The sequence below is a fragment of the Aminobacter sp. Piv2-1 genome (genome assembly GCF_037625995.1).
Lineage (GTDB): Bacteria > Pseudomonadota > Alphaproteobacteria > Rhizobiales > Rhizobiaceae > Aminobacter.
On record NZ_JARKMU010000010.1, the window covers coordinates 181,813 to 207,652 of the forward strand.

Sequence of the window (25,840 nt, forward strand, 5' to 3'; positions counted from 1 at the left end):
ATCTCTGAACGCAAGCGGCGGGGGCGCTGCCTTGTCAACGTGAGAGCCATCCGCTACGCCCCGAACATGACAGTCACCGTTCGCTTTGCTCCTTCGCCCACCGGCCGCATCCATATCGGCAATGCGCGCACGGCCCTTTTCAACTGGCTGTTCGCCCTCAGGAATCGTGGCCGCTTCATCCAGCGCTTCGACGACACCGACACGGAGCGCTCCCGCCAGGAGTTCGCCGACTCGATCCTCTACGACCTGCACTGGCTCGGCATCTTCCCCGACCAGACCGAGTACCAGTCGCGCCGCTTTGCGAGCTACGATGCGGCCGTCGAGAAGCTGAAAGCCGTAGGGTTGCTCTATCCCTGCTACGAGACGGCGGAGGAACTCGACCTGCGCCGCAAGGTGCGGCGCACGCGCGGCCTGCCGCCCGTCTACGGGCGCGAGGCGCTGAAACTGACCGAGGACGAGCGCGCCGCGCTGGAGCAGGATGGCCGCAGGCCGCATTGGCGCTTCCTGCTGCCCAACTTCGTCTCGGATCCGTTCGAGACCGAGCGGACGGAAGTCCATTGGAATGACCTCGTGCGCGGCGAGGAGACGGTCGACCTGGCGTCGCTGTCGGATCCCGTGCTGGTGCGCGAGGACGGCACCTACCTCTACACGCTGCCCTCGGTGGTGGACGACATCGAGATGGGCGTCACGCACATCATTCGGGGCGACGACCACGTCACCAACACGGGCGTCCAGATCGCGCTGTTCAAGGCGCTCGGCGCCGAGCCCCCGGTCTTCGGGCATCACAACCTGCTGACGACCGCGTCGGGCGAGGGGCTGTCCAAACGCACCGGCGCGCTGTCGATCGAGAGCCTGCGCGACGGTGGCATCGAGCCGATGTCTGTGGCGTCGCTCGCGGTGCTGGTGGGCACCTCCGAAAACGTGGCGGCAGCCACCAACCTTTCGGAACTCGCCGATAAGTTCGATCCGGCATCGACCTCCAAGTCCGCCGCCAAGTTCGACCCCGACGAACTCGTCGTGCTCAACCGGTCGCTGCTGCATCACATGCCGTTCGCCGAGGTGCGCGACCGGCTGATGCTGCTTGGCATCAGCGGCGAGCATGCGGAGACGTTCTGGATGGCCGTGCGCGGCAATCTCGACAGGCTCACCGACGCGGGCGCATGGTGGCGCATCCTCCGCGAGGGGCCGCAGCAGGCGGCGGAACTGCCCGAGGAAGACCGCGAATTCGTTGGCCAGGCGTTCGATCTGCTGCCCGAGGAGCCATGGGACGGCGATGTCTGGAAGGACTGGACCGCCAAGGTGAGAAAGGCGACCGGCCGCAAGGGCAAGGCCCTGTTCATGCCGCTGCGGCTGGCGCTCACCGGGCTGGAGTCGGGCCCGGAACTCGCAGATCTGTTGCCCCTTGTGGGTCGGGAAGGAACTTTGGCCCGACGACCCTGACCTTGCGGTTCGGATCGGGCCTGGCTGCCGGCGTCGCCGGCATCGGCTTTTCTGCGTCGGCTGGCTCCTTGTTCGATTGCGGGATCGGCCGGCCTTCGCCCGCGAGGATCGAGAAGCCACTGTCCTGCCTGGCGTTGCAGCCGCAACCGGGCGTGCGCGGCAGGTTTGCCCGCTTGTACCTGTAGGCCGACGGCAGGTCGCGATAAGGTTCGGCCGTCCGCGCCGATACCATGTCTTCCTGTGGTTCGCCGTCGGCGTGGTGGTAGAACAGCTCGACGTCAGTACCCGGACAAGCCGCCTCGCAGTTCTTCTGGTCGCGCTCGAAGTCGGAAAGCGCAGCGCCGCTCGACATCGGGAAAAAATAGCCGTCGCAGGTTCGGACGCAGAGTGTGCGGAATTCGCCGCTGCCCGATCCTTCGCCCTTGCCGATGACGATGCGCTTGGGATAGCGGCCGTCGTCCGTCGCGTCCTGGCTTGCCCCGCCGCGGATGATCGTGCCGCCCAGAACCTCCTCGAACAGGTCCTGGTCGGCCGCACCTGCCTCAGCCTCCGGTTCCTGCCGGGGGCAGCCACTGGCGGCGAGCGCGTCCAGCAGCCTGGCCCGCTCGCGCGTCTCGGAAAGCCCGGCCAGCCTGTTCTCCAGGTCTTCCAGATTGCGGGCCATCTCGTCGATCTTGGCGTTCAGGCCGACGCATTCGGCGATCATCTCGCCGGCGATCGCCCTGTCGCAGCCGAAATCTGCGGCCTCGCCGCGCGCCACGTCGATCTCGCTGCGTTGGATTTCCGCCGCTTCCTGGTATCGCAACGCTTCCGGCGAACCTTGCTCCGACAGCCGTGCCAACTCCGCCTGCAACTGTCGGCAAAGACGCGACGCCGCAGCCGCGGCGTCGGCCGCCAGAAGGGCCATTGTCATGCCGGCGAAGGCCGCCAATGCGCGGCCGCCGGGGCGTCCCTTATTGCCGCATCGCCAATACATGCCACCAGCCGCTCCTGCGGCGAAAGGCTAGCCTCGACCCGTTAACCGTTCCTTCGTGCCGCCGACGTCCTACGCCTGGGCCCGCTGCGAGGCCTCGACGACGGCCAGCGCAGTCATGTTGACGATGCCGCGCGAAGTGACGGAAGGCGTCAGGATGTGCGCCGGCTGGGCCGTTCCAAGCAGGATCGGCCCGACATGGAGCGCGTCCATCATAGTCTTGACGGTGGTGAGCGCGATGTTGGCGGCGTCGAGGTTCGGGAACACTAAAAGGTTGGCTTCGCCCTTCAGGCTCGAGTGCGGGTAGACGCGCTGGCGTAGCGCTTCGGAAAGTGCCGAATCGCCGTGCATTTCGCCATCGCTGGCGAGATCCGGGGCGATGCGTTTCAGGATCGCCGCGGCCTCCCGCATCTTGAGCGCGCTGGCCGACTCGCGCGAGCCGAAATTCGAATGCGACACCAGCGCGGCCTTGGGCTCGATGCCGAAGCGGCGGATCTCGTCGGCCGCCAGCATTGTCATTTCGGCGATCTCCTCCGCGGTGGGATCGATCGTCACATAGGTGTCGGTGAAGAACAGCACGCCGCGCTGGGTGATCAGCATCGACAGGGCCGAGAGGTCGCGGTCCTTGACGCCGTCGCGCGCGCCGACGATCAGCTGGACGTTGCGCAGGTGGCGCTCGAAACGGCCCTCCAGTCCGCAGATCATGGCGTCGGCGTCGCCGCGCTTGAGCGCAATCGCGGCGATCACCGTGTTGTTGGTGCGCACCATGGTGCGGGCCGCCTCGGGCGTGATGCCCCGCCGGCCGCCGAGTTCGATCAGGTGGTCGACATAGTGGCGGTAGCGCGGATCGTCCTCGGGATTGATGACCTCGAAGTCGATGCCCGGGCGGATGCGCAGGCCGTAGCGCTTGGACCGCACCTCGATGACATGCGGACGCCCGATGAGGATCGGCTTGGCCAGGTTCTCCTCGATCACGACCTGGGCCGCGCGCAGCACGCGTTCGTCCTCGCCATCGGCGTAGATGACCCGCTTGGCCGCCGCCTGCTTGGCGTTCGAGAAGATCGGCTTCATCACCAGGCCGGAGCGGAAGACGAAGCGGTTGAGCTTGTCGACATAGGCGGCGAAGTCGGTGATCGGCCGGCTGGCCACGCCGCTGTCGCAGGCGGCTTTGGCCACGGCGGGCGCTATGCGCAGGATGAGCCTCGGGTCGAAGGGCGAGGGGATGAGGAAATCAGGCCCGAAGATCGGTGTCTCGCCGGAATAGGCGCGGGCGGCGACGTCGGACGGCTCTTCACGGGCAAGGGCTGCGATTGCCCGAACCGCCGCCATCTTCATTTCTTCGTTGATCGCGCGTGCGCCGCAGTCGAGCGCGCCGCGGAAGATGTAGGGGAAGCAGAGCACGTTGTTGACCTGGTTCGGGAAATCCGAACGGCCGGTGCAGATCATGGCGTCCGGCCGGGCGGCACGCGCCTCTTCCGGCATGATCTCCGGCTTCGGGTTGGCGAGCGCCAGGATCAGCGGCTTCTCGGCCATTTCGGTGAGAAGCTCTGGCTTGAGCACGCCCGCCGCGGACAGGCCGAGGAACACGTCGGCGCCGCCGATGACGTCGGCGAGGGTGCGCGCGTTGGTGTCCTTGACGTAGGGATCCTTCCAGCGGTCCATCTCGTCGACGCGCCCCCTGTAGGCGACGCCGAAGCGGTCGGTGACCCAGATGTTCTCGACCTTGGCGCCGAGCGAGACCAGGAGATTGAGGCAGGCGAGCGCCGCCGCGCCCGCGCCCGACGTCACGATCTTGACGTCCTCGATCTTTTTGCCGGCGAGTTCGAGGCCGTTGAGAACCGCGGCTGCGACGATGATGGCGGTTCCGTGCTGGTCGTCGTGGAAGACCGGGATGTCCATCCTGGCCTTGAGCTGCGCCTCGACCTCGAAGCACTCAGGCGCCTTGATGTCCTCGAGATTGATGCCGCCGAAGGTCGGTTCGAGCGCGGCGATGGTGCTGACCATCTGGTCGATCTCGGGGGCATCGATCTCGATGTCGAAGACGTCGATGCCGGCGAACTTCTTGAACAGGACCGCCTTGCCTTCCATGACCGGCTTGGAGGCTAGCGGCCCGATGTTACCGAGGCCGAGCACTGCGGTGCCGTTGGAGATCACGGCAACCAGGTTGGCACGGCCGGTATAGTCGGCGGCCGTCTCGGGATCGTCCTTGATGGCGAGGCAGGGAGCGGCGACGCCGGGCGAATAGGCGAGAGCCAGGTCGCGCTGGTTGCCGAGCGGCTTCGTGGCCTGGATTTCCAGCTTTCCCGGGACGGGGCTCTTGTGGAAGAAGAGCGCGGCCTGGTCGAGATCCGACAGCGGCTCCTTCTTCTTTTCGTCCCCTGCCATGTCCCGCTCCTTCAAAATTAGTTTCAAAGGCCGTTATTAGCACGGCCTGCGCAATTTTCGAGGCATCAACGGCCAAACGGACGTTGAATCACTTTCAATTGCCGGAAACGCAATCATTCCAGCCACTTGTAGGCAGCGGTTGAAATGCCGATTCGGTCTTTTGTGAGGCTGGGCGGGCGCTGCGCGTCCTTAGGACGCGCAAGCTGACCCATCCACAGGGCGATCAAGGCGCCGAGAAGGCTAGAAGGAGCTCACATAGAGCCCGCCGTCGACCGGTATGTTCTGCCCGGTCATGTAGCCTGCATGGACGGAACACAGGAAGGCGCAGACCTGGCCGAATTCTTCCGGCGTGCCAAGCCGGCCGGCGGGGATGCCGGCGCTGAGGCGCGCGCGCCTCGCCGCACCTTCCGCCGGGTCCTCGATGCTTCCCGGCTCGTGCGGGCCACGCAGGCGGTCGGTGTCGAGCTTGCCAGGCAGCATGTTGTTGATGGTGACGTTCCGGTCGGCGACGGTGCGCGCCACCCCGGCGAGGAAGGCGGTCAGGCCTGCACGCGCGCCGGACGACAGGTCGAGCCCCGGAATTGGTGTGTAGACCGACAGCGAGGTGATGTTGACGATGCGGCCGAAGCCGCGCGTGGCCATGCCGTCGATCACCGCTTTGATCAGTTCTATGGGTGTGACCATGTTGTTGGTGACGCCGGCGAGGATCTTCTCGCGGTCGAGTTCGCGGAAATCGCGATAAGGCGGACCGCCGTTGTTGTTGACCAGGATGTCGGGCTCGGGGCAGGCGGCGAGCAGTGCCTTCTGCACCGCTGGCTCCGAGATATCTCCGACGATCTCGGTCAACTGTACCCCGTAGCGTTGGCGGATTTCGGTGGCGGTGCGGCTCAGGACGCCTGCGTCGCGCCCGTTGAGGAAAAGCTCGCAGCCGGCCTCCGCCAGCGCCATGGCGCAGCCCTTGCCGAGCCCCTTGCTCGAGGCGCAGACGATTGCCTTCTTCCCGCGGATGCCGAGATCCATGATGCGTTCTCCTGTCGGTGATGGCACAGCCTAGAACCGCCGGGCCCGAGCCGCAACCGTCATACGCCTGTTGCATGAATCTGGGCATAGCCACGGCAAAAGCAACGGGTCGAATGCCATGTCCGGCACGAGCACACGCAATTTCCGCACGCTGTTCATCTCCGACGTGCATCTGGGGTCGAAGGCGGCAAAGGCCGAATTCCTCATCGACTTCCTGCGCCATCACGAGGCCGAGAAGATCTTCCTGGTCGGCGACATCGTCGACGGCTGGCGCCTGCGCCGGCAGTGGCACTGGCCGCAACTTCACAACGACGTTGTCCAGAAGCTGCTGCGCCAGGCGCGCAAGGGAACCGAGATCACCTACATCGCCGGCAACCACGACGAATTCGCCCGCAATTTCCAGGGCGTGCATTTCGGCGGCATCGTCGTTGCCGACCGCGCCATCCACGAGGCCGCCGACGGCAAGCGCTTCCTCGTCATCCATGGCGACCAGTTCGACGCCGTCGTCCAGAATGCGCGCTGGCTCGCCTATCTCGGCGACTTCGCCTACGACGCGGCGATGGCGACGAACCGCGTGGTGGCGCGCTTCCGCCGCACCTTCGGCATGCCTTACTGGTCATTCTCTTCGTGGGCCAAGGTGAAGGTGAAGAAGGCGGTGAACTTCATCGGTGCCTTCCAGCAGGTCCTGACCGAGGAAGCCCGCCGCTCGGAAGTGGAGGGCGTCATCTGCGGCCACATCCACCATCCCGCGATCGAGGATTTCGACGGCATCCAGTACATCAACACCGGCGACTGGGTGGAAAACTGCACTGCCGTGGCCGAGAATTTCGACGGCAGCTTCGTCATCCTGCGCTGGCCGCATGTGATGGCGGGTAGGCTGGTGAACGAACCCTTCGTGCCGGTCGCGATCGATCAGGCGGTCGGCAAGGCGGCCTGATCGGACCCCTTCCATGTGCAATCCAACCCACACGTCGCGTCGCTGTCGCGAGGGGCCGGGCCATGCCGCTATCGACGTGGCACCGGTCGGCCGCACGGTACGACGGCGCTCGGCCCGCCTCGGCGCCTGCGAACGGCCGTCCGACGAGATGTCGAGCCCACGGCGCAGGGCGCTTGGCCCAATCCTTGCGCCCCAGCCGAGAGCTTCCGCGCGAAGGGCACCCGTGATAATGGATCGGGCAAATCGGTGAGGCTTGCATGGTTCGGGTCTGCACCCGGACCGAATGCCCGCCATGACCCTTCCGCCGCTCACGCCCGAACAGCAGATCAAGCCGCGCAGCTTCGACCTGCGCATCTCGCTGCTCTTCGCCGCGCTCTTCGTCCCCATGGGCGTGCATCTGCCCTATTTTCCGCTCTGGCTAGAGGCCAAGGGGTTCGACCCGGAGCAGATCGCCGTCATCCTGTCGGCGCCGATGTTCCTGCGCGTCATCACCACGCCGCTCATTGCCGCGATGGCCGATCGGGCGAAGGACCGCGCCAACGTGTTCCTGGTCCTGGCCGTCTCGTCGCTGCTGCTGTCGCTCGGCTATTTCCTCGAGCCGACCTATTTCGTCGTGCTCGCGGTGTCGCTGGCACTGTCCGTCGTCTGGACGCCGCACGCGCCGATCGCCGATTCGCTGGCCCTGTCGGGCGTGCGCCGCTACGGCTCGGACTATGCGGCGATGCGCATCTGGGGCTCCATCGCCTTTCTCGGCGGCAGCCTCGGGGCGGGGTTCATCCTGTCTTTGACCGGAGCCGACGCCGTCCCGGCGATCATCTCCATCGGACTGCTCGGCTGTTTCCTGATGTCGTTCGTCACGCCGCGCCTCGGCAGACCGAGACGCGCCTCGCCGCTGTCGGCCACCGACCTGCAGCAGCAGGCGCCCAGTTTGTTCAACCGCTATTTCCTGCTCATGGCGGGTGGTACCGGGGTCATCGTCGCCAGCCACGGCTTCCTCTACGGCTTCGTCTCGATCTACTGGAAGTCGCTCGGCATCAACGAGACCGTCGTGGGACTGCTGTGGAGCTGGGGCGTCGCGGCCGAGATCGTCATGTTCATGCTCTTCGCTCGGCTGTTCGGCGGGCGCTCGACCGCATTCGTGCTGGTGCTGGCCGGCGTGGGGGCGATTTTGCGCTGGCTCGCCTATCCGCTTATCTGGCCGCTGGGGCTTGGCGTTGCAGGCTTCTTCGCCGTGCAGAGCCTGCATGCGCTGTCCACCGCCCTGGTGCTGATCGGCGTGCAGAAGCTGATTGCCGAATCCGTGCCCGAGGAGAAGACCGGTGCCGCGCAGGGCGTCGCCTATTTCACCAACGGCATGTCGATGGCGGTGGTGACCTTGATTTCCGGACCGCTCTACGACCGATTCGGCGCCAACGGTTTCTTCTTCATGGCCGGCGTCGCCGCCTTCGCCATCGGCCTGGTGCTGATCGGGTCGCGTTCAGCCCCAAAGCTCGGGCGAGGGCGGAGCTACCACTGAGCCCTCGTAGGTGAGCCCGGGCTGGCGGTCCCGCGCCAGCAGCAGCGGCCCGTCGAGGTCGACGAATTCCGCGTCCTGGGCAAGCAGCACCGCGGGCGCCATGGCGAGCGACGTGCCCACCATGCAGCCGACCATCAGCTGGAAGCCGAGCGTGCGGGCACGGTCGCGCAATTCGAGTGCCGCGGTCAGCCCGCCTGCCTTGTCGAGCTTGATGTTGATGGCGTCGTAGCGGTCTCGCAGCGCCTCCAGGTCGGCTGCGACGTGCACGCTTTCGTCGGCGCAGATCGGCACCGGATGGGGAATCCGGGCCAGAATCTGATCGGCGCCGGCGGGCAGGGGCTGCTCGATCAGGGCGATGCCCAGTTCGGCGGCAAGCGCGAGGTTCTCGGCGATGTTGGCAGCGGTCCAGCCCTCGTTGGCGTCGAGAATGATGCGGCTGTTCGGCGCGGCCTGGGTAACCGCGCGGATGCGGGCGGTATCGTTGTCGCCGCCGATCTTGACCTTGAGCAGCGGCCTCGCTGCATTGGCGCGTGCCTGCGCTGCCATCGCCTCCGGCTCGGCGAGCGAAAGCGTGTAGGCCGTCTCCAGTGCCTTCGGCTTGGCCCGACCGAGCTTCGCGTAGGCGCGGACGCCGCTCGACTTCGCCTCCAGGTCCCACAACGCGCAGTCGACCGCGTTGCGGGCTGCGCCGGCCGGCATGAGCTCGAGCAGATCGGCGCAGGAGGCGCCGGCCTCGATCGCCCGCCGGGCCAGTTCGATCGCCGCGAGCACGCTCTCCATCGTCTCGCCATAGCGTTTGTAGGGCACGCATTCGCCGCGGCCGACGCGGCCTGATTCGGCGATCGTGCAGGTGATTACTTCGGCCTCGGTCTTCGATCCGCGGGAAATGGTGAAGGTCCCAGCAATAGGGAAGCTCTCCGCGACGACCGAAAGGACACGAGACATGAAAAACTGCTCCGCAAGGACGCCGGTTCTGAGGTGCGTAAATCGACATGCCGCAGCCGACGCGTTAAGTAGTGTGCCATGTTGACCATCGGCAAACGGGAAGCAAGCGGCGGGGCGGCCGGCGACAGCAAGCACCGACCGCAGGTTGCGGTGGCGGAGCGCAATGGCGTGCTTGCTTGCGTGTTCACGGGCATCTGGACGACCCGTACCGTGGCCTTCGTCGACGCCGAGATGCGCAAGATCGAGGCACGCACGGGGTTCCAGGCCCTGGCGCTCGATCTCGCCGGTATCGAGAAGATGGATACCGCAGGCGCCTGGATCATCGACAGGCTGGTCAGCGCCAACGAAAGGAAGGGTGTACGCATCAGCGTCGAAGGGCGCAGCGAAGCGGCTGATATCCTTCTGGGCGCGGTCGGCGAGGCGGCGCGCCGCGAGGCCGCCAGGGCCGAGGCGGAAAGTCCCAACATAGTCATCCGCTTCCTGGAAACCATCGGACGACGCGTCTACGAGATGCGGGACGATTTTCTCGCTGCGATGAACATCCTGGGTGCAACCATCCGCGGCGCCCAGATGAAGCTTGGCCGGGGCCATGCGGTCAATCCCGCTGCGATCTTCCATCAGGTCGACCGCATGGGCGTCGGCGCCATCCCCGTTGTCCTGCTGATGTCGACGATCGTCGGTGCCATCGTCGCCCAGCAGGGTGCATTCCAGCTCAGCTATTTCGGCGCCGACATCTTCGTCGTCGACCTGATCGGCGTGCTGGTGCTGCGCGAACTCGGCGTGCTGATGACGGCCATCATGATCGCCGGCCGTTCCGGCAGCGCGATCACCGCCGAGATCGGCTCGATGAAGATGCGCGAGGAGGTGGATGCGCTCACCGTCATCGGCCTAAACCCCATCGGCGTGCTGGTCTTCCCGCGCCTGGTCGCGCTCGTCGTCGCGCTGCCATGCCTTTCGATCCTCGCCAATTTTGCAGCGCTCGGCGGCGGCATGGCCACGGCCTGGTTCTATTCGGACATTCCTCCGGCCGCCTTCATCGAACGTCTGCGCGTCGCCATCGACCTCAGCACCATTTTCGCCGGCCTGATCAAGGCGCCGTTCATGGCGCTGATCATCGGCACGATCGCCTCGGTCGAGGGTCTGAAGGTCGGCGGCAGCGCCGAATCGCTCGGGCGCCACGTCACCGCCGCGGTGGTGAAGGCCATCTTCGTCGTCATCATCCTCGATGGCCTGTTCGCCATGTTCTACGCAGCGATCGACTTCTGACATGGGTAGCAGGACCAGAACCATCCACGCCGAGATCCAGGATCCCGGGAGCAAGGGAGAGGCGCTGCTTTCGGTGCGCGACCTCACGGTCGCGTTCGGCGACAACGTTGTCCTAGACAAGCTGTCGCTCGATATCCGGAGGGGCGAAATCCTCGGCTTCGTAGGTGCCTCCGGATCGGGCAAGTCGGTGCTTTTGCGCACCATCCTCGGCTTGATCCGCAAGCAGTCGGGAACGATCAGGCTGTTCGGCGTCGATCTCGAGAAGGCCAACGAGCTGGAAAGGCTGAGGATCGACATGCGGCTCGGCGTCCTGTTCCAGCACGGGGCGCTGTTTTCGGCGCTGACCGTGCTCGAGAACGTGCAGGTTCCGATGCGAGAGTATCTCGACCTGCCGCGAAAGCTCATGGACGAACTCGCAAGGCTCAAGATCGACCTGGTCGGGTTGCCGCCGGATGCCGCGGACAAATACCCGTCGGAACTGTCTGGCGGCATGATCAAGCGCGCCGCGCTCGCCCGGGCGCTGGCGCTCGACCCCGACATCGTGTTCCTCGACGAGCCGACTTCGGGCCTTGATCCGATCGGCGCAGCCGAGTTCGACGAACTGGTCGCCAAGATGCGCGACACCATGGGGCTTACCGTCTACATGGTCACCCACGACCTCGACAGCCTGTTTTCGGTGTGCGACCGCGTTGCCGTGCTCGGCAACAAGAAGGTGCTCGTCGAAGGAACGATCGACGACATGCTGAAGAGCGACGAGCCGTGGGTTAAGTCGTACTTCCGTGGAAAGCGTGCCCGCCAGCTTGATCTTGCGGCCAGGGTAGAGATGGAATGATGTGATGGAGACTCGGGCCAACTACGTCATCGTCGGCATCTTCACGCTGGTCGCGATCCTGGCCGCCTTTGCCTTCGTCTACTGGACGGCTGCGATTGGCGAGCGCGGCGAGACGGCGATGCTGCGCGTGCGCATTCCCGGTTCGGCATCCGGCCTCAGCCGCGGCAGCTTCGTGCTGTTCAACGGCGTCAAGGTCGGCGACGTCCGGCGGGTCTATCTCGACGTCACCAATCCGCGCGTGGCGATCGCCGATGCCGAGATCGACAGGCTGACGCCGATCACGCAGTCGACGCAGGCCGATATCGGCCTGGCCGGCCTCACCGGCCAGGCGAACATCGAACTCAAGGGCGCCGACGTCAACGAAGCTAACCTGCTCGACCAGGCGGAGGCCGAAGGCAAGACAGCCGAGATCGTCGCCAACCCGTCGGCCGTGACCAATCTGCTGCAGACCGCACAGGACATCTTCAAGCGCGCGGACACGGTGCTGACCAATCTCGAAGGGTTCACCAACGACGTCCGCGGCCCGCTGACCGAGACGGTCACCAACGCGCAGAAATTTTCGCAGTCGCTGGCGCGCAATTCGGAAGGCGTCGACAAGTTCCTGGCGAGCGTGAGCGCGCTCTCGGAGGAACTGGCGGGCGTTTCGGGCAAGCTCGACGGCACCATCGAGGCCGCCGAAGGCATCCTCAAGTCGGTCGACCGGGACAAGGTCAAGAACATCGTCGCCAACGTCGACAGCTTCACCACCAAGCTCGGCGAGCAGAGCGACCAGATCGACGACGTCGTCAAGGGCGTGAACACCGCCGTCGCGTCGATCAACGACTTCGCCCAGAAAACCCAGCAGACGCTGACCAAGCTCGACGGAGCGCTCGAAGGCGTCGATGCGGCCACCGTGCGCGAGTCGCTCGAAAATGTCCGCAAGGCCAGCGAGAACGCCAACAAGGTGGCGGCCGACATCGCCAAGGTCACCGACAAGTTCGGCAACCGCGCCGAAGACATCGACCAGATCGTCACCGACGCCAAGGAACTGGCCTCGCGGCTCAACCAGGCCTCCACGCGGGTCGACGGCGTGCTGGCCAAGGTCGACAAGCTCCTCGGCACCGGCGAGGCCGAAGGCGTCATGTCCGATGCGAGCGAAACGCTCAAGGCCTTCAAGCAGGTCGCAGACACGCTCAATGCCCGGCTCGGCACGATCACCGATGGCCTCGCCCGCTTCTCCGGGCAGGGCTTGCGCGACGTCGAGGCGCTGGTCCAGGACAGCCGGCGTTCGGTCACCCGCATCGAAGAGGCGATCACCGACCTGCAGCGCAATCCGCAACGCATCATCACCGGAGGCGAAGGCACCGTACGCGAGTTCGACGGACGGGTGCGTCGTTGACATCGCCGGCCCGTCGCAGCATGACACGTCTGGAGGGTGGTTCGCGCATTACGCGAGTGAGTCGTGTCCGGGGACAACAGGTGAAAGCTGGTGGAACTTCAACGCTGCTTGCTGCGGCCATGCTGGCGCTGTCGGGTTGCGCCTCGCTTCTCGTCAGCACGCCGCCGCCGCTCGACACCTTTGAGCTTTCCGCGCCGGCCGTCGACGGCCGCGACGGCCAGAGCCGACGCCAGATCCTCATTGCCGAACCGTCGGCGCTGAAGGCGCTCGACGGCGAGCGCATCGTCATCAAGCCGGCACCCGGCTCCATCCAGTTCCTCAAGGGCGCGCAGTGGTCCGACCGGCTGCCGCGCATCGTCCAGGCGCGGCTCGCGGAGACGTTCCAGCGGGCCGGCGGTTTCATAGGCATCGGCAAGCCCGGCGAAGGGCTGGCCATCGACTACCAGGTCATCGTGGAGATCCGCAGCTTCGAAATACGGGTCGGGGGCGGAGAGCGCGCCGATGTCGACCTGTTCGTCCGGTTGCTCAATGACCGCAACGGCCAGGTGCGCGCCTCGCGCGTGTTCACGGCCAGCGTCCCGGTTTCGGGGGCGGGCAACGACGCCTATGTCGCCGCCCTCGACGCCGCCTTCGGGCAGGCCGCCGGCCAAATCGTCAAATGGACGGAATCGCTGATCTGAACAGGTCAGCAAGGGGATAGGGCGGTAGAGCGGTAGGCCTGGCGCCGCATTCCGCTCCCTTGCATCAAGCCGCTGCTGACCGCGCCTGCTCGCGGCTCGATCCATGCCAGCTGACTGGACGGGGCAGCAAGTGCGCGTGGCGAGACAAGTCGGCACTGCAAAACACGAATTCCAGACAGCAAAAAGGGCAGCAGGTGCCGGACCTGCTGCCCTTTCGCCTTGGTGCCCCTACTGCCTTCCGGCAGCCGCTTTACTTCAGGCGGCCTGCCGCGTGGGCGAGCATCGTGTAGACCTTGCCCGTATCCGAGGTCAGATAGGTCTGGGTCATCATGTTGTCGCGGTCGTTGCGCGACACGTCCTTGAGCAGCTTCTCGAAATCGTCGCAGTAGCGGTCGACGGCCGAACGGAATTCGGCGTCGCCCTGATACTTGCGGCGGATCTCGTCGAAGGTCTGCTGGCCCTTCAGCGTGTAGAGCCTGCGGGTGAAGACGTCACGCTCGCCGCGACGATAGCGGTTCCACAGCTCGATCGAGGCGTCGTGGTCGATCGCGCGGGCGATGTCGACCGACAGCGAATTGAGCGATTCGACCACATGCAGCGGCGAGCGTTGTGCCGGCACCGCGCGCGGCTCCGGCTGCATCGCCTGACGGGCGGGCTCCTGCTCGCGCGATGCTCCCGTCAAGAGGTCGCGCACCCATCCGCCCTGCTGGGCGCGGCTGGCCGGCTCGCGCGCCGGCTGGGCCGGCTGGGCCGGAGCCGTCGGGCGCTCGATGTCGAGCGTGCCGCGTAGGCCGGTGCCGCCGCTGAGCGGGACATGCGGCTCGCCGCGTTCCGGCTGGGGGGCAGGGCGGCGCGGCGCCTGCGGCGGCGTGCGCAGCGATGCGTCGGACACATCCACCGTGCGACCCGACTTGGCGACGATGGCCGAGAGCTCCTTGAGCGCGTTGATCTGCTCGGAGACCGCACGGCGGATGGCCGTGGTCGATTCCTTGGCCTCCTGCGGCATGTCGAGCACGCCCTTCTTGAGCTCGGCGCGGGTGCTTTCGAGCTCGGTCTTGATCGAGCCCGCGGTGCGGCGCATGTCGTCGGTCGCATCGGCGAAGCGCTTGGTGGCGGTTTCGACGACGTCGGCGATGGTGCTGCGGATCTTCTCGGCCGATTCCATCGTCTTGCCCTCGGCGCTTTCCAGCGTCTGGCCGACGAGGCGCTCGAACGACTGCATGACGCGCTCGAGTTCTTCCGACTTCTTGACCAGGCCTACGGCCAGGTCCTCCAGCGACGACTGCCGCTCGAGCGTGTGTTCGAGGTTGCTCTGGGCCGAGGCGAGCAGGTTGGAGGCGCTCGACAAAAGGCGGCTGTGCTCATCGAACTTGGTGGCGATGGAGGCCACCTCGCGCAGCGTGCTCGACGACAGGTCGGTCAGGCGGTTCGTGTTCGAATCGACGAGGCGGGCAGCGCTTGCGAAGGTCTGCGCCGCCTTGTCGGTGGTCGCCGAGAAGGCCGTGGTGCTGCTGGTCAGGCGGTCGTCGACGGTCGCCAGGTTCTGCGCCGCGCGTTCGATCAGCTCGCCGAGCTGGTTGCTCGACGTCGACATGCGGCCGATGAGATCGGCGACGTTTTCGGCCAGCGTCGAGCGAGCGCCCTCAACCGCAGACAGCGTTTCGGCGGTGCGGCTGGAAATGGCGTCGACCAGGGCCGCGTTCTCGATGCGCAGCTTCTCGGTGGCGCGGGCGGTGGCTTCCTCCATGCTCCGCTGCAGCTCCGAGCCGCCCTCGGCGAAACGCTCGACCAGCGGACGGGCGGTCTCGTCGAGGATCTTGGCGATGTCGTTCGAGCGCTCGGCCAGCATGGCGTTGAGCTCGCGGGTGTTGGTGCCGATCGTGCGCGCGGCTTCGTTGGTGCTTTGGCCGATGTGCTGGCCGACGGCCGTGAAGGTCTCGGCGATCACGTTGGCGCGGGCGACCAGTTGAGCCTCCGCCTGGGCGACCTGCTCTGCGAGCTTCTCGCCCATCGATTCTGCGCCGTAGGCGAGGCGGTTCTGCGCGCTCGACAGGTGCTCGTCGATACGCGCGCCGACGCCTTCCGCACCACGGGCGAGGCGCTCGTCGACATTGACGAGCGTTTCCTCGATCGCCTTGGCGCGGGCGTCGAGTTCGGCTGCCGTGCGGTGGGCGCGTGCCACCACGCGCTGCTCGGTCTCGGTGAAGGCGTTGGCGATCTGCGCCGCGTGCTCGCCGATGCCCGAGGTGCTTTCGGCAATGCGGGCAGCAAGCTGCTGGCCGGCTTCGTCGAAGGCCTGGCCGACTTCCGTCGCCCGCCCCAGCAGGGACTGCGAGGTCACATCGATGCGTGCGGCGATGCGGCCATCGGCCTCGTCGAAGGCGCGGCTGATCTCGGCAGCGCGTCCGAGCAGCGCGTCGGCCGACTGTTCGACGCGCGCGGCGATCCGGCTGTCGGCGTTCTCGAAGGCGCTTCCGATCTCGGCTGCGCGGGTCGCCAGCACGTCGGCGGTCTGCGACACGCGGGCGGCGAGCCTTTCGTCGGCCTCCTCGAAGTTGCGCACGATTTCGCCGGCGCGGCTGCCGAGCGACGCCGAGCTGTCGGCGACACGGGCCGCGATGCGCTCGTCGGCGGCATCGAAGATGCGGCTGAGTTCGCCGGCACGGTCGCCGAGCGAATCCGCGCCTTCGGCGATGCGCGCCGCAAGCTTCTCGTCGGCGGTGTCGAAGATGCGGCCGAGTTCGGCGGCGCGTGCCGCCAGCGCGTCGGCCGATTCGCCGATGCGCAGGGCGAGCCGTTCATCGGCGGAGTCGAAGTTGCGCAGGATGTCGCCGGCACGTGACGACAGCGATTCCGCCGTCTCGATGGCGCGTGCGATGAGCGAGCGGTCCGCCGAATCGAAGGTCCGGGCGATTTCGCCGGCCTTGGCCGACAGCGTGTCGGCGGTTTCCTCGGCACGGGCGAGCAGCGAGCTCGACGTCTCCTCGGCGCGGGCGGCAAGCCTGCGGTCCGCGTCCTCGAAGGCGCGGGCGATGTCCTCGGCGCGGGAGAGCAGGGCGCTCGACGTCTGCTCGGCACGCTCGGCGATCACCCGGTCGGCATCGGTGAAGGCCCTGCCAGCCTCCTCGTTGAGGGCGGCAGTGACTTCCATCACCTTGTCGCGCAGCGCGCCGGCCACGAAGACCGCGCTCTTTTCGAGCACGCCGCGGACATTGTCGATGCCGAGCGAAAGCGCCCGCTCCATGGTGCCCGTGCGTTCCTCGATGACGCCGGTCTGGCGCCGGAATGCGTCCTCGATCTTCTCGATGTCGCCGGCGAGCGCGTCGGAGATGTCGGAGCGGCGGGCGGCCATCTGGTCGATATGTCCGGCGATCGCCAGATCGACTTCGCGCCGCGCATCGGCGAGCTTGCCGAGATCCTGGTCCAGCGCGCGCGCCAGCATGTCGCGGCCCTCGGCCAGCTTGCCGACATGGCCGGTGACGATGCCGTCGATGCTGGCGCGGCTCTCGTTGAGCATGGCCAGGTCGGCTTCGAGCGCCTTGGTGAGCGTGTCGCGGCCGGCCGACAGCTTGTCGACCTGGCCGAGCATCATGCCGTCGATCTTGGCGAGATCGGCTTCGAGCGCGCGGCGCAGGATGTCGCGGCCCTCGGCCAGCTTCTCGACCTGGGCGGCGACGAGGCCGTCGATGCCCGAACGGCTCTCGGCCAGCTTGGCGAGATCGTCCTCCAGCGCCCTGGAGAGGGCGCCGCGTTCGGCCACCAGCCGATCGGCGTGACCCGACATCAGGCCCCGGACGTTGTCGAGGTCGGCTTCGAGCGCGCGGGCCATCGCCGTACGGTCTTCGGCGAGCTTCTCCGACTGCGCAGACATCGAGCCGCGGATGGCGTTGAGGTCGGCTTCGAGCGCGCGCTTGAGGATGTCGCGGCCCTCGGCCAGCTTTTCGACCTGGCCGGCGACGAGGCCGTCGATGCCGGCGCGGCTCTCGGCCAGCTTGGCGAGGTCGTCCTCCAGCGCCCTGGACAGCGCGCCGCGTTCCGAAGCCAGGTTTTCGGCGTGCGCCGACACCAGGCCGCGGACCGTCTCGAGATCGGCCTCGAGCGTGCGGGACAGCATGGCGCGATTCTCGCCGAGCTGCTCGGCCTGGGCCGACATGGTCGAGCGGATCGTGTTGAGGTCGGATTCGAGCGCGCGCTTGAGGATGTCGCGGCCCTCGGCAAGCTTCTCGACCTGGCCGGCGACGAGGCCGTCGATGCCGGCGCGGCTCTCGGCCAGCTTGGCAAGATCGGATTCCAGCGTCTTGGACAAGAGCGTACGCTCTTCCGACAGCCGGCCGGCATGAGCCTCGATCAGGTTGTGGACGCCCGAAATGTCGGCTTCGAGGCTGCGCGTCAGCTCGGCGCGGTCGGCAACCAGCTTCGAGGAGTGACCATCGACCAGGGCCTTGATGCCGTCGAGATCGGTCTCCAGCGCCTTGGCCAGGACGGCGCGGCCTTCCGCGATCTTCTCGACCTGGCCGGCGACAAGTCCGTCAATGCTGCTGCGGCTGTCGGCCAGCTTGGTGAGATCGGCATCCAGGGCGCGCGACAGGATGTTGCGTCCTTCGGCCAGCTTGCCGACATGGCCGGCGACCATTTCGTCAATGTTCGTACGGGCTTGGACCAACCGCTCAGAGTCTTCCATGAGCGCCTGGGCGAGCTGTTCGCGGCCCTGGGCGAGCTGCTTGAACTGGCTGCTGAGGGTGTCGTCGATGGATTGGCGCGACTGCTCGAGCTTGCGCATGTCGTCGTCGAGCGCACGCGAGATCAGGCTGCGGCCTTCGGCCAGCTTCTGCACCTGGAAGCCGACGGCGGCCTCGATGCTGGCGCGGCCCTCGGCGAACTTGCTGAGGTCGTCCTTGAGGGCCGAGGCCATGCGGTCGCGTGCTTCCGACAGCTTGCGGGTGTGATCCTCGACTGCCTGCTCGATGCCCACGCGGGCGTCCGAAAGGCGCTGGATGTCGCCGTCGAAGGCGCGCGACACATGCATGCGGGCGGCCTCCATGCGGCCGGCGAAGTCGCTGGCGCGGGATTCCAGCATGGTCGAGGTCGAGGTGATGATGTCGGCGAGGTCGGTGCCGATCTGGGTCTTGCCCTGGTCGATCATCGCCGACAGCGAGTCGCGGCCCTCGACGAAGGTCGTGGCGATCTCGCGGGCGCGCTCGACCAGCGTTTCGTTGATCTGGCGGGCACGCGCTTCAAGTGCGGCGTTCAGCTTGGCCGTGCCGGTGTCGAGTGCCTCGGCGCGGGTCTGGAACTCGCCGATGAGCGCCTGGCCGCGTTCAGCCAGCGTCCGCTCGATGTTGTGCAGGCTGGTCTCGAACTCCGAATTGATCGTCCTGGCGGCGCCGCCGAGCAGCGAAACCATGCCCGAGGTGCGGTCGTCGAGCAGTTCGGTCAGCGACCGGGTTACGTGATCGGTGCTCTGTGTCAGCTTGGCGATGCGCGTGTCGAGCAGGCTGGCGAAGGCTTCGCCGGAAGTCGACAGCCGGTCGCTGATCGAATCCAGGCGGCCGTCGATCGCCTCGAACAGGCCCATGCCGCCTTCGTTCAGGCGGTCGATCAGCGCGTCGCCGGAATTGGTGATGGTCATCGACAGTTTCGTCGACGCATTCATGATGCTGTCGCGGATGATGTCGCTGGCCGATCCGAGTTCGTCGCGCAGTGTCTCGTGCGCGCCGGAGATCGAGGCGCGGACGCGCTCTGCGTGCGAGACCACGGCCTCGCGCTCGCTGCCGAGCCCGTCGACCAGCGAACGGATGCGCGCGGCGTTCTCCGAGTAGGAGCGTTCGATCTGGCTGACTTCGGTATGGACGAGGGTCTCGAGTTCCACGGCGCGCGCGAGCGTGCGCTCGATGCCTTCGCCCATGGCCGCGACTTCGCGGCGAACCGCCTGGCTGACCATCATGACCCGGTCCTGAGCCATGTTCTCCGGCTCGGTGAGCCGGAAGGCGACCTCGGTCATGGACTGCGCCGCCAGGCGCATCTCCTGGGCGCGGCGGACCATCGAGGCAAAGGCCCAGAACAGCGCTATCGGCACGGCCGTCGCGGTCGCGAATGCGAGCAGGCTGGGACGCGCGAGGATGTCGTCGAGCGACCTGATGTCCCAGATGCTGGGCGTGACGAAGCGGTCGGCCAGCGCAACGCCGCCAGCCGCCCATGCGACCGAAACGAACCCGACCGCCCAGTATACGGTGCTGGACGCACGCCGGTTGAGGCTGTGCAGCAGGTTCTTGTAATCCTTCTGGCGTTCGTCGTTGGCGGGCTTGAAGCCTTCCGGCTGAAGCGGTTGGCTGCTGCGCGTCTCGACGGGGCGCAACACGGTCGGCGGCTCCGCGACGACGCTTGCCGCACGTGCCGGAGCCGGTTCGCTCTTTGGCTGCGCGGGCTTCTGCATATTGCTCTCGCGCGCGAGTTCTTCCGCCGCCTGCGAGATCTGCGCTTCCAGATCTTCCATGGAGGCAGCCATGTCCAACCCGCCTTCATCGGCACCGGTCAGGTCGAAGTCCAAAGCCTCTTCGAGCTCCTTGGCTACGTCAATATCGATGTTCTTGGTCGGAGTGGACTTTTTCGCCATGCCTTCGCTACCCTGTACTAACGACGCGGAATTGCTGGACTTTTTGTCCTATTTTTGTCCGCGTACGAGGCTCATTATGGACCGCCCGTATCGTAGTGACACAAACCGGTAAAGAAAACCTGCATTCGCCCGGATACGTAAAAGTTTAAATATAAGGTTAACACTGGAGTGATTATGAGCCCCGTTTCCGTGGGATTCCTGGCTTTGCGGGGTTAACGGGTTATCCACATGCGGCCCCTAGTCTACCAACCCATGGGCGAGTGGACGGACAGGGGTTCAATGGCAGCGCGCGAAACGGATTCTGTGGCCTTCGGGAAACCGGGCGGCGAATCTTCGGGCAGTGCAGGCGGGCGTCCGATCGACCTCGATCACCTCGGACGGCAGTCGATGGGCGACCGCGACATAGAGCGCGAAGTGCTCGATCTGTTCGTTCACCACGCGCTTTCGGTGCGCGACGGTCTGGCCTCGGCGGACCTTGCCGAGAAGCTCAGGCTGGCTCATGCCCTGAAGGGGTCGGCACGCGGCGTGGGCGCATTCGCCATCGCCGATTGCGTCGCCGAGATCGAAACCCGGCCGGACGATCCGGCATCGGTGCGGCGCCTTTCGCGACTGATCGACGAAGCCCGCGATTACATCGCCGCCATCAATCGCTAGCGGTGTCCGCAAATCGACAGGACGCGGCGAAATCGCGCGGCTGTTGACTTGCTCGGTGGAGTGATTATCTGCCGGGTGACTTCTCTCAGGAACGAGCATGACCAAGCTTAGCTACATTGCCCATGACGGGACGCGTTTCGACGTCGAGGCGGAGAACGGCTCGACCGTAATGGAAAACGCGATCCGCAATGCCGTGCCCGGCATCGAGGCCGAATGCGGCGGCGCCTGCGCCTGCGCGACCTGCCACGTCTATGTCGACGAGGCGTGGATGCCGGTCGTCGGCGAGCCAGAGGCCATGGAAGAGGACATGCTCGACTTCGCCTACGAGGTGCGGCCGAATTCGCGTCTGTCATGCCAGATCAAGGTCCGGGACGAACTCGACGGGCTGGTCGTCACGGTGCCCGAGCGCCAGGGCTGAAGGCGAGGCGACATCGGCTTCGGTTGGCATGAACGGTAACGTCATGCACAGTTCCCGTTCCGTGCGCGAGAGGCGAGGGTGGCCGTGAGCGAAATCACCAGGACCGACGTTCTCATCATCGGTGCGGGACCTGTCGGTCTCTTTGCCGTGTTCGAACTCGGCCTGTTCGACATGCGCTGCCATCTGATCGACATTCTCGACCGGCCCGGCGGCCAGTGCGCCGAGCTCTATCCGGAAAAGCCGATCTACGACATTCCCGGCTACCCCGCGATCAATGCCCAGGAATTGGTCGACAAGTTGCTGCTGCAGATCGCGCCGTTCAAGCCGGACTTCACCTTCAACCGCATGGTCAGCGCCCTGGAGCGGCTGCAGGACGGCGGTTTCCGCCTGACAACCGACGAGGGCGAGGTCTTCGAGGCGAAGGTGGTGGTGGTCGCCGCGGGCGGCGGCTCGTTCCAGCCGAAACGGCCGCCGATCCCCGGCATCGAGGCCTTCGAAGGCGCAAGCGTCCAGTATTCGGTGCGGCGCATGGAGGAGTTGCGCGGCCACGACGTGGTGGTGGTGGGCGGCGGCGACTCGGCGCTCGATTGGACCCTCAACCTCCAGCCCATCGCCAGGCGGGTCACGCTGATACACCGCCGGCCGGAATTCCGCGCCGCGCCCGACAGCGTCAACAAGATGCATGCGCTTGCCGACTCGGGCGCGATCGACCTTGTCATCGGCCAGGTTTCAGGACTGAACGGCGACGGCGGTGATTTGCGCTCCATTCAGGTCAAGGGACCGGACGGCGAGGTCGAGGTCGCATGCACTCGGCTGCTGCCGTTCTTCGGGCTGACGATGAAGCTCGGCCCCGTCGCCGACTGGGGGCTCAACCTTCACGAAAACCAGGTTCCGGTCGATACCGAGAAGTTCGAGACCTCGGTTCCCGGGATCTTCGCGATCGGAGATGTCAACTGGTATCCGGGAAAGTTGAAGTTGATCCTGTCGGGCTTTCACGAGGCGGCGCTCATGGCCCAGGCGGCCAAGCACATCGTCAGCCCAAAGGAACGCATCGTCTTCCAGTACACGACCTCGTCGACGAGCCTGCACAAGAAGCTCGGCGTTCCGGACTGAGCTTCAGCCCTTTAGCTTGCCCGCGTCGATCCGCTCCAGCCTGTAGCGCAGCAGCCGCATGATCCGGCTTTCGAAGTTGATGCCTTCGATGCGGTCGAATTCCGCCTGGGCGCGGTCGTGCCGGCCGAGGATGCGTTCGCTCGTCGCCTTGGCCTTGGCTGCCGCGACCTGGCAATTCTTCTGCTTGCCGATCGTCCGCAGCGTCTGTTCGAGCTCGCGCGCGTGGTTCTTGGCGATCACCACGTGGCTTTCCTCGTGGCGCTTGATGTCGGCCGACAGCGTGTCCCAGATAAGCCTGACCTCCTGGGCCGTCTTTCCGCTCTGCCGCCATCGCGGCAGGATGACCTTGGCCTTGACGGTGACGTGGGCCGACACGATGGCGCAGCCACCCTTGACCTCGGAGTAGCCGATGCGGGTGGTGAACTCCATCTGCGTCGCCCCGGGGTGCCGTCCTCCGGTGCTTTTCACCTCGGGCCCGCGGGTCATGAGCTGGCTTTCGATCTCGTCGAGCGTTCTGCCGGTGATGGTAAAGTAGCTGTAGGATTTCGACACGTTGGCAGCCTGGGCCGGAAGGCCGGTGCCGGCGGCAAGGATCGCGGCGAGGAGGAGATGCTTCATTAGTTGCCTCTTGGCCTACCTTGCGTTAGGGGCGGTGGCGGCGCAACGGAATTCAAGGCGCCGCAAAAAGTGACCGTCAGCGAATTGACGTGCGAAGCGTTGATATTTCGTGACGCGGTCGATGCTTTGGATTTCTTTTGTGGCGACGACATGACCGGCATACGATGGCAACTGGCGCATGGGCGCCACGTCGAGTTGGGCGACAAGGCGCTCGTCATGGGCATCCTCAATGTCACGCCGGACAGCTTTTCCGACGGCGGCCGCTTCGAAGGCCTCGACCGCGCCCTCGACCAGGCGCGCCGCATGGGCGACGAAGGGGCGTCGATCATCGATGTCGGCGGCGAGTCGACGCGGCCCGGCGCAGCTTCCGTATCCGCGGCCGAGGAGCAGGACAGGGTCCTGCCGGTAATCGCGGCACTGGCCACGGCGGGCGACATCCTGATCTCGATCGACACCTATCGCGAAGAGACCGCGCGGCTCGCGGTCCAGGCTGGTGCGCACATCGTCAACGACGTGTGGGGCCTGCAGCGCGAGCCGGGGATAGCCCGGGTCGCGGCGGAAACCGGGGCGGGGCTGGTCATCATGCATACCGGCCGCGAACGCGAGAAGCTGGCGGACGTGATCGACGACCAGTTCCTGTTTCTGCGGCGCTCACTGGAAATCGCCAGTCAGGCGGGCGTAGGCGATGCGCAGATCGTGCTCGATCCGGGCTTCGGCTTCGCCAAGGAGGCCGACGAGAACCTCGACCTGATGGCGCGTTTCGAGGAGCTTTCGCGACTGGGCTACCCGCTGCTCGCAGGCACCTCGCGTAAGCGTTTCGTTGGCCACGTCACCGGGCGCGAGCCCGCCGACCGGGATGCCGGAACCGCGGCCACCAGTGTCATACTCCGCATGAAAGGGGCGCATATATTTCGCGTCCACAATGTCGCAATCAACGTCGACGCGCTCGCCTTTGCCGATGCTATGCTGGCGCGCGCGAACAACCCTCGGGGAAGCTGACCGCCGATGTATCTGATCCGTATGAAGAACTGCGCCTTCTTTGCCCGGCACGGCGTGCTGGACGAGGAGGAGACGCTCGGCCAGCGCTTTTATGTCGACGCCGAACTGACCGTCGATCCGGACCGTCCTCTCGATGAGGATTCCATGCAGAGCACCGTCGACTACGGCATCGCCTTCGAGGTGATCGAGAAGATCGTCACGGGTCAGCGGCGCTTCCTCATCGAGGCGCTGGCGCAGGAGGTCGGCAAGGCGCTCTGCGACAGGTTCGCGCAGATCAAGCGGGCGGAAATTACCGTTCGCAAGCCCAATGCGCCGGTGCGCGGCGTGCTGGACCATGTAGAGGTGACCGTTGTCTGGCCACGTTGAGGAGCGCGCCTTTCTCAGCCTGGGAGGCAATCTCGGCGACCCGGCGAAGACGATGGCCACGGCACTGCACATGCTCGACGCCAGCGGCAGCACGCGGGTGGTCTCCGTCTCGTCGCTCCACCGGACGCCGCCCTGGGGCAAGGTCGACCAGCCCGACTTCCTGAACGTGACGGCGGAAGTGGCGACCTCGCTCGCGCCGCTCGAACTGCTCGAGCTCTGCCTCGACGTCGAGCGCCGCCTCAAGCGGGTCCGTGTCGAGCGCTGGGGCCCACGCCTGATCGATATCGACGTGCTCCTGCACGGCGACACGAATGTCAGCGACGTCGGGTTGGAGATTCCGCACCCGCGGATGCTCGACAGGGCCTTCGTGATGGTGCCGCTGGCCGAGATCGCGCCGGATCTGGCGCTGGCTGGCAAGACTGCCGCCCAATGGGCGCTCGGGCTCGACAGTTCCGGCATCGAAAAGCTCGACAGCGGACGCGACTGGTGGCAGGCCTTGAGCCGCGAGCCGTGAGGCTCGCCGCTTTGGAGACGACATCAATTTGCCGCTCCAAATGGTTGTATTTTCTTCGCGTTGAGTGATCGGAGCGCGACGCTTGCCGGGTCGCCCTAGAGGCCGAGCACCGTTGCTATCTTCACGGCCGCCTCGTCCCAGTCGTCGGTCACGACGATGCCCTCGGGGAGCGGCGGCAGCAGCCGGCGCATGTCCCGAAAGGCCATCAGGTTGAACAGATGCGCGTCGGCGACCGCCTCGCGCACCGACACCAGGTTGTGGGGAATGTCGTCGACAAAGGCAACGGGACGGTTGCTATCGCCCCGCAGCAGCTTGAGCGCGGGACCTTTGGCGGTCTCGGTGGTCAGCAGCGGGTAGGGGAATCCGAGCGCGTCGAGGTGGAGCCGCCGGACGTCGCGATGCCGGTGCGGCATGGCCGTGAGCATCACGATCTCCGCCCCCGCCGAAAGCGTCGCCACCGCCTCGCGGGCGCCGCGCGTCGCTGTCTGCCAATCCCGCTGGGCGTGGAAGAAGCCGTCGATCAACGACCTGACCGCCTCCTGGTCCAGTTCGCCGCCGCTCCGGCGGTCGACGATGTTGCCGGTCAGCCTGAACGACCTCAGCAACAATTCGCACCCCTGTGCCTCGAGGAAGCGCATGAAGGGTGCGGTGAATTCGAGCAGCACCTCGTCCACGTCCAGCACCAGCAGCGGGCGGCTGTCTCGAGCGAGTTCGGCGATCTGGCGTGCGGTCTCGGGATCGTCGCTCATGTCGATCGGTCGTAGTCGTCGTTTCCAAGCGGCAGGGCGCGCAGGGCCTTGGCGACGTCGCCGGGTGCGATGCCCGCCTCTTCCGCAAAGCGCAGCAGCGTCGGTTCATGCGCAAGGACGAAGTTCAGCACGCCCGCCATGAAGCCCGGCTCGGTCGCAACGCGGCGGATCTGGTGCGGCTCTATGCCGGTGATTGCCAGAAAACGCGGCAGCAGCTCGGCATCGGATGCGACGAAGCCGAGCGCCCGGATCGCCAGGGCTTCGGCGTTTTCGCGCTGCTTGTCATCCTTGAGCATGTGCGCTCCGATCGTTGCTACGCCTCACGGAGTAGCGGCAAGCCGGTCGCACGGCAACCCGCAAAGCGTGGTTCAACCAGCCGTGGGTTGGCAGCGGCGTTTTACGTTTCGTAATGTTCTTGAGTTAA

The 25,840-nt window shown here is 66.2% G+C and carries 21 protein-coding genes; 13 read left to right on the forward strand and 8 right to left on the reverse strand.

Annotated elements, in window-relative coordinates; all coding sequences use genetic code 11:
- The first annotated feature begins 66 nt into the window (after window positions 1-66).
- Window positions 67-1,440 carry a glutamate--tRNA ligase gene (gltX, locus tag AmiPiv_RS18940; protein ID WP_340039047.1) on the forward strand — a complete coding sequence of 458 codons (1,374 nt, stop codon included), beginning with the start codon at window positions 67-69 and terminating at the stop codon, window positions 1,438-1,440.
- Here gltX and AmiPiv_RS18945 read toward each other — a convergent pair.
- The 3 genes from AmiPiv_RS18945 to AmiPiv_RS18955 all read right to left on the reverse strand — a co-directional run bounded on the left by AmiPiv_RS18945 (window position 1,358) and on the right by AmiPiv_RS18955 (window position 5,818).
- Complete coding sequence (locus tag AmiPiv_RS18945) at window positions 1,358-2,353, reverse strand: DUF2865 domain-containing protein (RefSeq protein ID WP_340039048.1); 996 nt, start codon at window positions 2,351-2,353, stop codon at window positions 1,358-1,360. The genes gltX and AmiPiv_RS18945 overlap by 83 nt on opposite strands.
- A gap of 132 nt (window positions 2,354-2,485) precedes the next feature.
- Window positions 2,486-4,798 carry an NADP-dependent malic enzyme gene (locus AmiPiv_RS18950; protein WP_340039049.1) on the reverse strand — a complete coding sequence of 771 codons (2,313 nt, stop codon included), beginning with the start codon at window positions 4,796-4,798 and terminating at the stop codon, window positions 2,486-2,488.
- Between the two features lie 240 nt (window positions 4,799-5,038).
- Window positions 5,039-5,818 (reverse strand): SDR family oxidoreductase, encoded by a 780-nt coding sequence (locus AmiPiv_RS18955; RefSeq protein WP_340039050.1) that lies wholly within the window; start codon window positions 5,816-5,818, stop codon window positions 5,039-5,041.
- Between the two features lie 118 nt (window positions 5,819-5,936).
- On the opposite strand from AmiPiv_RS18955, the gene AmiPiv_RS18960 reads away from it, so the two are divergent.
- Both AmiPiv_RS18960 and AmiPiv_RS18965 read left to right on the forward strand, forming a co-directional pair.
- A complete protein-coding gene (locus AmiPiv_RS18960; protein ID WP_340039051.1) occupies window positions 5,937-6,755 on the forward strand; it encodes a UDP-2,3-diacylglucosamine diphosphatase in 819 nt (272 codons plus the stop codon).
- Between the two features lie 292 nt (window positions 6,756-7,047).
- Window positions 7,048-8,271: an MFS transporter gene (locus tag AmiPiv_RS18965; RefSeq protein WP_340039052.1), complete on the forward strand. Its 1,224-nt coding sequence runs from the start codon at window positions 7,048-7,050 to the stop codon at window positions 8,269-8,271.
- Here AmiPiv_RS18965 and dgcA read toward each other — a convergent pair.
- Window positions 8,233-9,216: an N-acetyl-D-Glu racemase DgcA gene (dgcA, locus tag AmiPiv_RS18970; RefSeq protein ID WP_340039053.1), complete on the reverse strand. Its 984-nt coding sequence runs from the start codon at window positions 9,214-9,216 to the stop codon at window positions 8,233-8,235. The genes AmiPiv_RS18965 and dgcA overlap by 39 nt on opposite strands.
- A gap of 78 nt (window positions 9,217-9,294) precedes the next feature.
- Here dgcA and AmiPiv_RS18975 point away from each other — a divergent pair, with 78 nt between their 5' ends.
- The 4 genes from AmiPiv_RS18975 to AmiPiv_RS18990 all read left to right on the forward strand — a co-directional run bounded on the left by AmiPiv_RS18975 (window position 9,295) and on the right by AmiPiv_RS18990 (window position 13,372).
- Window positions 9,295-10,482, forward strand: a complete 1,188-nt coding sequence (locus tag AmiPiv_RS18975; protein ID WP_340039054.1) for an MlaE family ABC transporter permease — start codon at window positions 9,295-9,297, stop codon at window positions 10,480-10,482.
- A gap of 1 nt (window position 10,483) precedes the next feature.
- Window positions 10,484-11,314 (forward strand): ABC transporter ATP-binding protein, encoded by an 831-nt coding sequence (locus AmiPiv_RS18980; RefSeq protein WP_340039055.1) that lies wholly within the window; start codon window positions 10,484-10,486, stop codon window positions 11,312-11,314.
- Window positions 11,315-11,318: 4 nt separating this feature from the next.
- Window positions 11,319-12,692, forward strand: a complete 1,374-nt coding sequence (locus AmiPiv_RS18985) for an MlaD family protein (RefSeq protein WP_340039056.1) — start codon at window positions 11,319-11,321, stop codon at window positions 12,690-12,692.
- A 119-nt stretch (window positions 12,693-12,811) separates the two neighbouring features.
- A complete protein-coding gene (locus AmiPiv_RS18990) occupies window positions 12,812-13,372 on the forward strand; it encodes an ABC-type transport auxiliary lipoprotein family protein (protein WP_340039097.1) in 561 nt (186 codons plus the stop codon).
- A 250-nt stretch (window positions 13,373-13,622) separates the two neighbouring features.
- Here AmiPiv_RS18990 and AmiPiv_RS18995 read toward each other — a convergent pair whose 3' ends face one another.
- Window positions 13,623-19,985 carry a kinesin gene (locus AmiPiv_RS18995; protein WP_340039057.1) on the reverse strand — a complete coding sequence of 2,121 codons (6,363 nt, stop codon included), beginning with the start codon at window positions 19,983-19,985 and terminating at the stop codon, window positions 13,623-13,625.
- Between the two features lie 387 nt (window positions 19,986-20,372).
- On the opposite strand from AmiPiv_RS18995, the gene AmiPiv_RS19000 reads away from it, so the two are divergent.
- The 3 genes from AmiPiv_RS19000 to AmiPiv_RS19010 all read left to right on the forward strand — a co-directional run bounded on the left by AmiPiv_RS19000 (window position 20,373) and on the right by AmiPiv_RS19010 (window position 22,170).
- Entirely contained in the window at window positions 20,373-20,639 is a 267-nt protein-coding gene (locus AmiPiv_RS19000) for an Hpt domain-containing protein (RefSeq protein WP_340039058.1), read from the forward strand.
- A gap of 97 nt (window positions 20,640-20,736) precedes the next feature.
- Window positions 20,737-21,057 (forward strand): 2Fe-2S iron-sulfur cluster-binding protein, encoded by a 321-nt coding sequence (locus AmiPiv_RS19005; RefSeq protein ID WP_340039059.1) that lies wholly within the window; start codon window positions 20,737-20,739, stop codon window positions 21,055-21,057.
- An 84-nt stretch (window positions 21,058-21,141) separates the two neighbouring features.
- Entirely contained in the window at window positions 21,142-22,170 is a 1,029-nt protein-coding gene (locus tag AmiPiv_RS19010; RefSeq protein ID WP_340039060.1) for an NAD(P)/FAD-dependent oxidoreductase, read from the forward strand.
- Between the two features lie 3 nt (window positions 22,171-22,173).
- On the opposite strand, the gene AmiPiv_RS19015 is transcribed toward AmiPiv_RS19010, so the two are convergent.
- Complete coding sequence (locus AmiPiv_RS19015) at window positions 22,174-22,788, reverse strand: DUF922 domain-containing Zn-dependent protease (RefSeq protein ID WP_340039061.1); 615 nt, start codon at window positions 22,786-22,788, stop codon at window positions 22,174-22,176.
- A gap of 150 nt (window positions 22,789-22,938) precedes the next feature.
- Here AmiPiv_RS19015 and folP point away from each other — a divergent pair, with 150 nt between their 5' ends.
- From folP to folK, 3 genes are read left to right on the forward strand one after another with little or no spacing between them, the layout of a single operon-like run.
- Complete coding sequence (gene folP / locus AmiPiv_RS19020; protein ID WP_340039099.1) at window positions 22,939-23,787, forward strand: dihydropteroate synthase; 849 nt, start codon at window positions 22,939-22,941, stop codon at window positions 23,785-23,787.
- Between the two features lie 6 nt (window positions 23,788-23,793).
- Complete coding sequence (gene folB, locus AmiPiv_RS19025; RefSeq protein ID WP_340039062.1) at window positions 23,794-24,153, forward strand: dihydroneopterin aldolase; 360 nt, start codon at window positions 23,794-23,796, stop codon at window positions 24,151-24,153.
- Window positions 24,137-24,667, forward strand: a complete 531-nt coding sequence (gene folK / locus AmiPiv_RS19030; RefSeq protein WP_340039063.1) for a 2-amino-4-hydroxy-6-hydroxymethyldihydropteridine diphosphokinase — start codon at window positions 24,137-24,139, stop codon at window positions 24,665-24,667. Before folB ends, folK begins: the two co-directional genes overlap by 17 nt.
- A 95-nt stretch (window positions 24,668-24,762) precedes the next feature.
- Here the strand turns inward: folK and AmiPiv_RS19035 are convergent, their stop codons facing one another.
- Both AmiPiv_RS19035 and AmiPiv_RS19040 read right to left on the reverse strand, forming a co-directional pair.
- On the reverse strand, window positions 24,763-25,416 hold the full coding sequence (locus AmiPiv_RS19035; RefSeq protein ID WP_340039064.1) for a hypothetical protein: 654 nt from the start codon (window positions 25,414-25,416) through the stop codon (window positions 24,763-24,765).
- Window positions 25,413-25,712, reverse strand: a complete 300-nt coding sequence (locus tag AmiPiv_RS19040) for a DUF3572 domain-containing protein (RefSeq protein WP_340039065.1) — start codon at window positions 25,710-25,712, stop codon at window positions 25,413-25,415. The genes AmiPiv_RS19035 and AmiPiv_RS19040 overlap by 4 nt, the downstream gene beginning before the upstream one ends.
- Window positions 25,713-25,840 lie beyond the last annotated feature (128 nt).

Coding starts and splice junctions, on each gene's coding strand:
- AmiPiv_RS19000 (WP_340039058.1), top strand. CDS start 20,373: ATGGGCGACCGCGACATAGAGCGCGAAGTGCTCGATCTGTTCGTTCAC.
- AmiPiv_RS19015 (WP_340039061.1), bottom strand. CDS start 22,788: ATGAAGCATCTCCTCCTCGCCGCGATCCTTGCCGCCGGCACCGGCCTT.
- gltX (WP_340039047.1), top strand. CDS start 67: ATGACAGTCACCGTTCGCTTTGCTCCTTCGCCCACCGGCCGCATCCAT.
- AmiPiv_RS18980 (WP_340039055.1), top strand. CDS start 10,484: ATGGGTAGCAGGACCAGAACCATCCACGCCGAGATCCAGGATCCCGGG.
- AmiPiv_RS18990 (WP_340039097.1), top strand. CDS start 12,812: ATGCTGGCGCTGTCGGGTTGCGCCTCGCTTCTCGTCAGCACGCCGCCG.
- AmiPiv_RS18950 (WP_340039049.1), bottom strand. CDS start 4,798: ATGGCAGGGGACGAAAAGAAGAAGGAGCCGCTGTCGGATCTCGACCAG.
- AmiPiv_RS19005 (WP_340039059.1), top strand. CDS start 20,737: ATGACCAAGCTTAGCTACATTGCCCATGACGGGACGCGTTTCGACGTC.
- AmiPiv_RS18965 (WP_340039052.1), top strand. CDS start 7,048: ATGACCCTTCCGCCGCTCACGCCCGAACAGCAGATCAAGCCGCGCAGC.
- folB (WP_340039062.1), top strand. CDS start 23,794: ATGTATCTGATCCGTATGAAGAACTGCGCCTTCTTTGCCCGGCACGGC.
- AmiPiv_RS18955 (WP_340039050.1), bottom strand. CDS start 5,818: ATGGATCTCGGCATCCGCGGGAAGAAGGCAATCGTCTGCGCCTCGAGC.
- folP (WP_340039099.1), top strand. CDS start 22,939: ATGACCGGCATACGATGGCAACTGGCGCATGGGCGCCACGTCGAGTTG.
- AmiPiv_RS18995 (WP_340039057.1), bottom strand. CDS start 19,985: ATGGCGAAAAAGTCCACTCCGACCAAGAACATCGATATTGACGTAGCC.
- AmiPiv_RS18945 (WP_340039048.1), bottom strand. CDS start 2,353: ATGACAATGGCCCTTCTGGCGGCCGACGCCGCGGCTGCGGCGTCGCGT.
- AmiPiv_RS18975 (WP_340039054.1), top strand. CDS start 9,295: ATGTTGACCATCGGCAAACGGGAAGCAAGCGGCGGGGCGGCCGGCGAC.
- AmiPiv_RS19040 (WP_340039065.1), bottom strand. CDS start 25,712: ATGCTCAAGGATGACAAGCAGCGCGAAAACGCCGAAGCCCTGGCGATC.
- dgcA (WP_340039053.1), bottom strand. CDS start 9,216: ATGTCTCGTGTCCTTTCGGTCGTCGCGGAGAGCTTCCCTATTGCTGGG.
- AmiPiv_RS18960 (WP_340039051.1), top strand. CDS start 5,937: ATGTCCGGCACGAGCACACGCAATTTCCGCACGCTGTTCATCTCCGAC.
- AmiPiv_RS19035 (WP_340039064.1), bottom strand. CDS start 25,416: ATGAGCGACGATCCCGAGACCGCACGCCAGATCGCCGAACTCGCTCGA.
- AmiPiv_RS18985 (WP_340039056.1), top strand. CDS start 11,319: ATGGAGACTCGGGCCAACTACGTCATCGTCGGCATCTTCACGCTGGTC.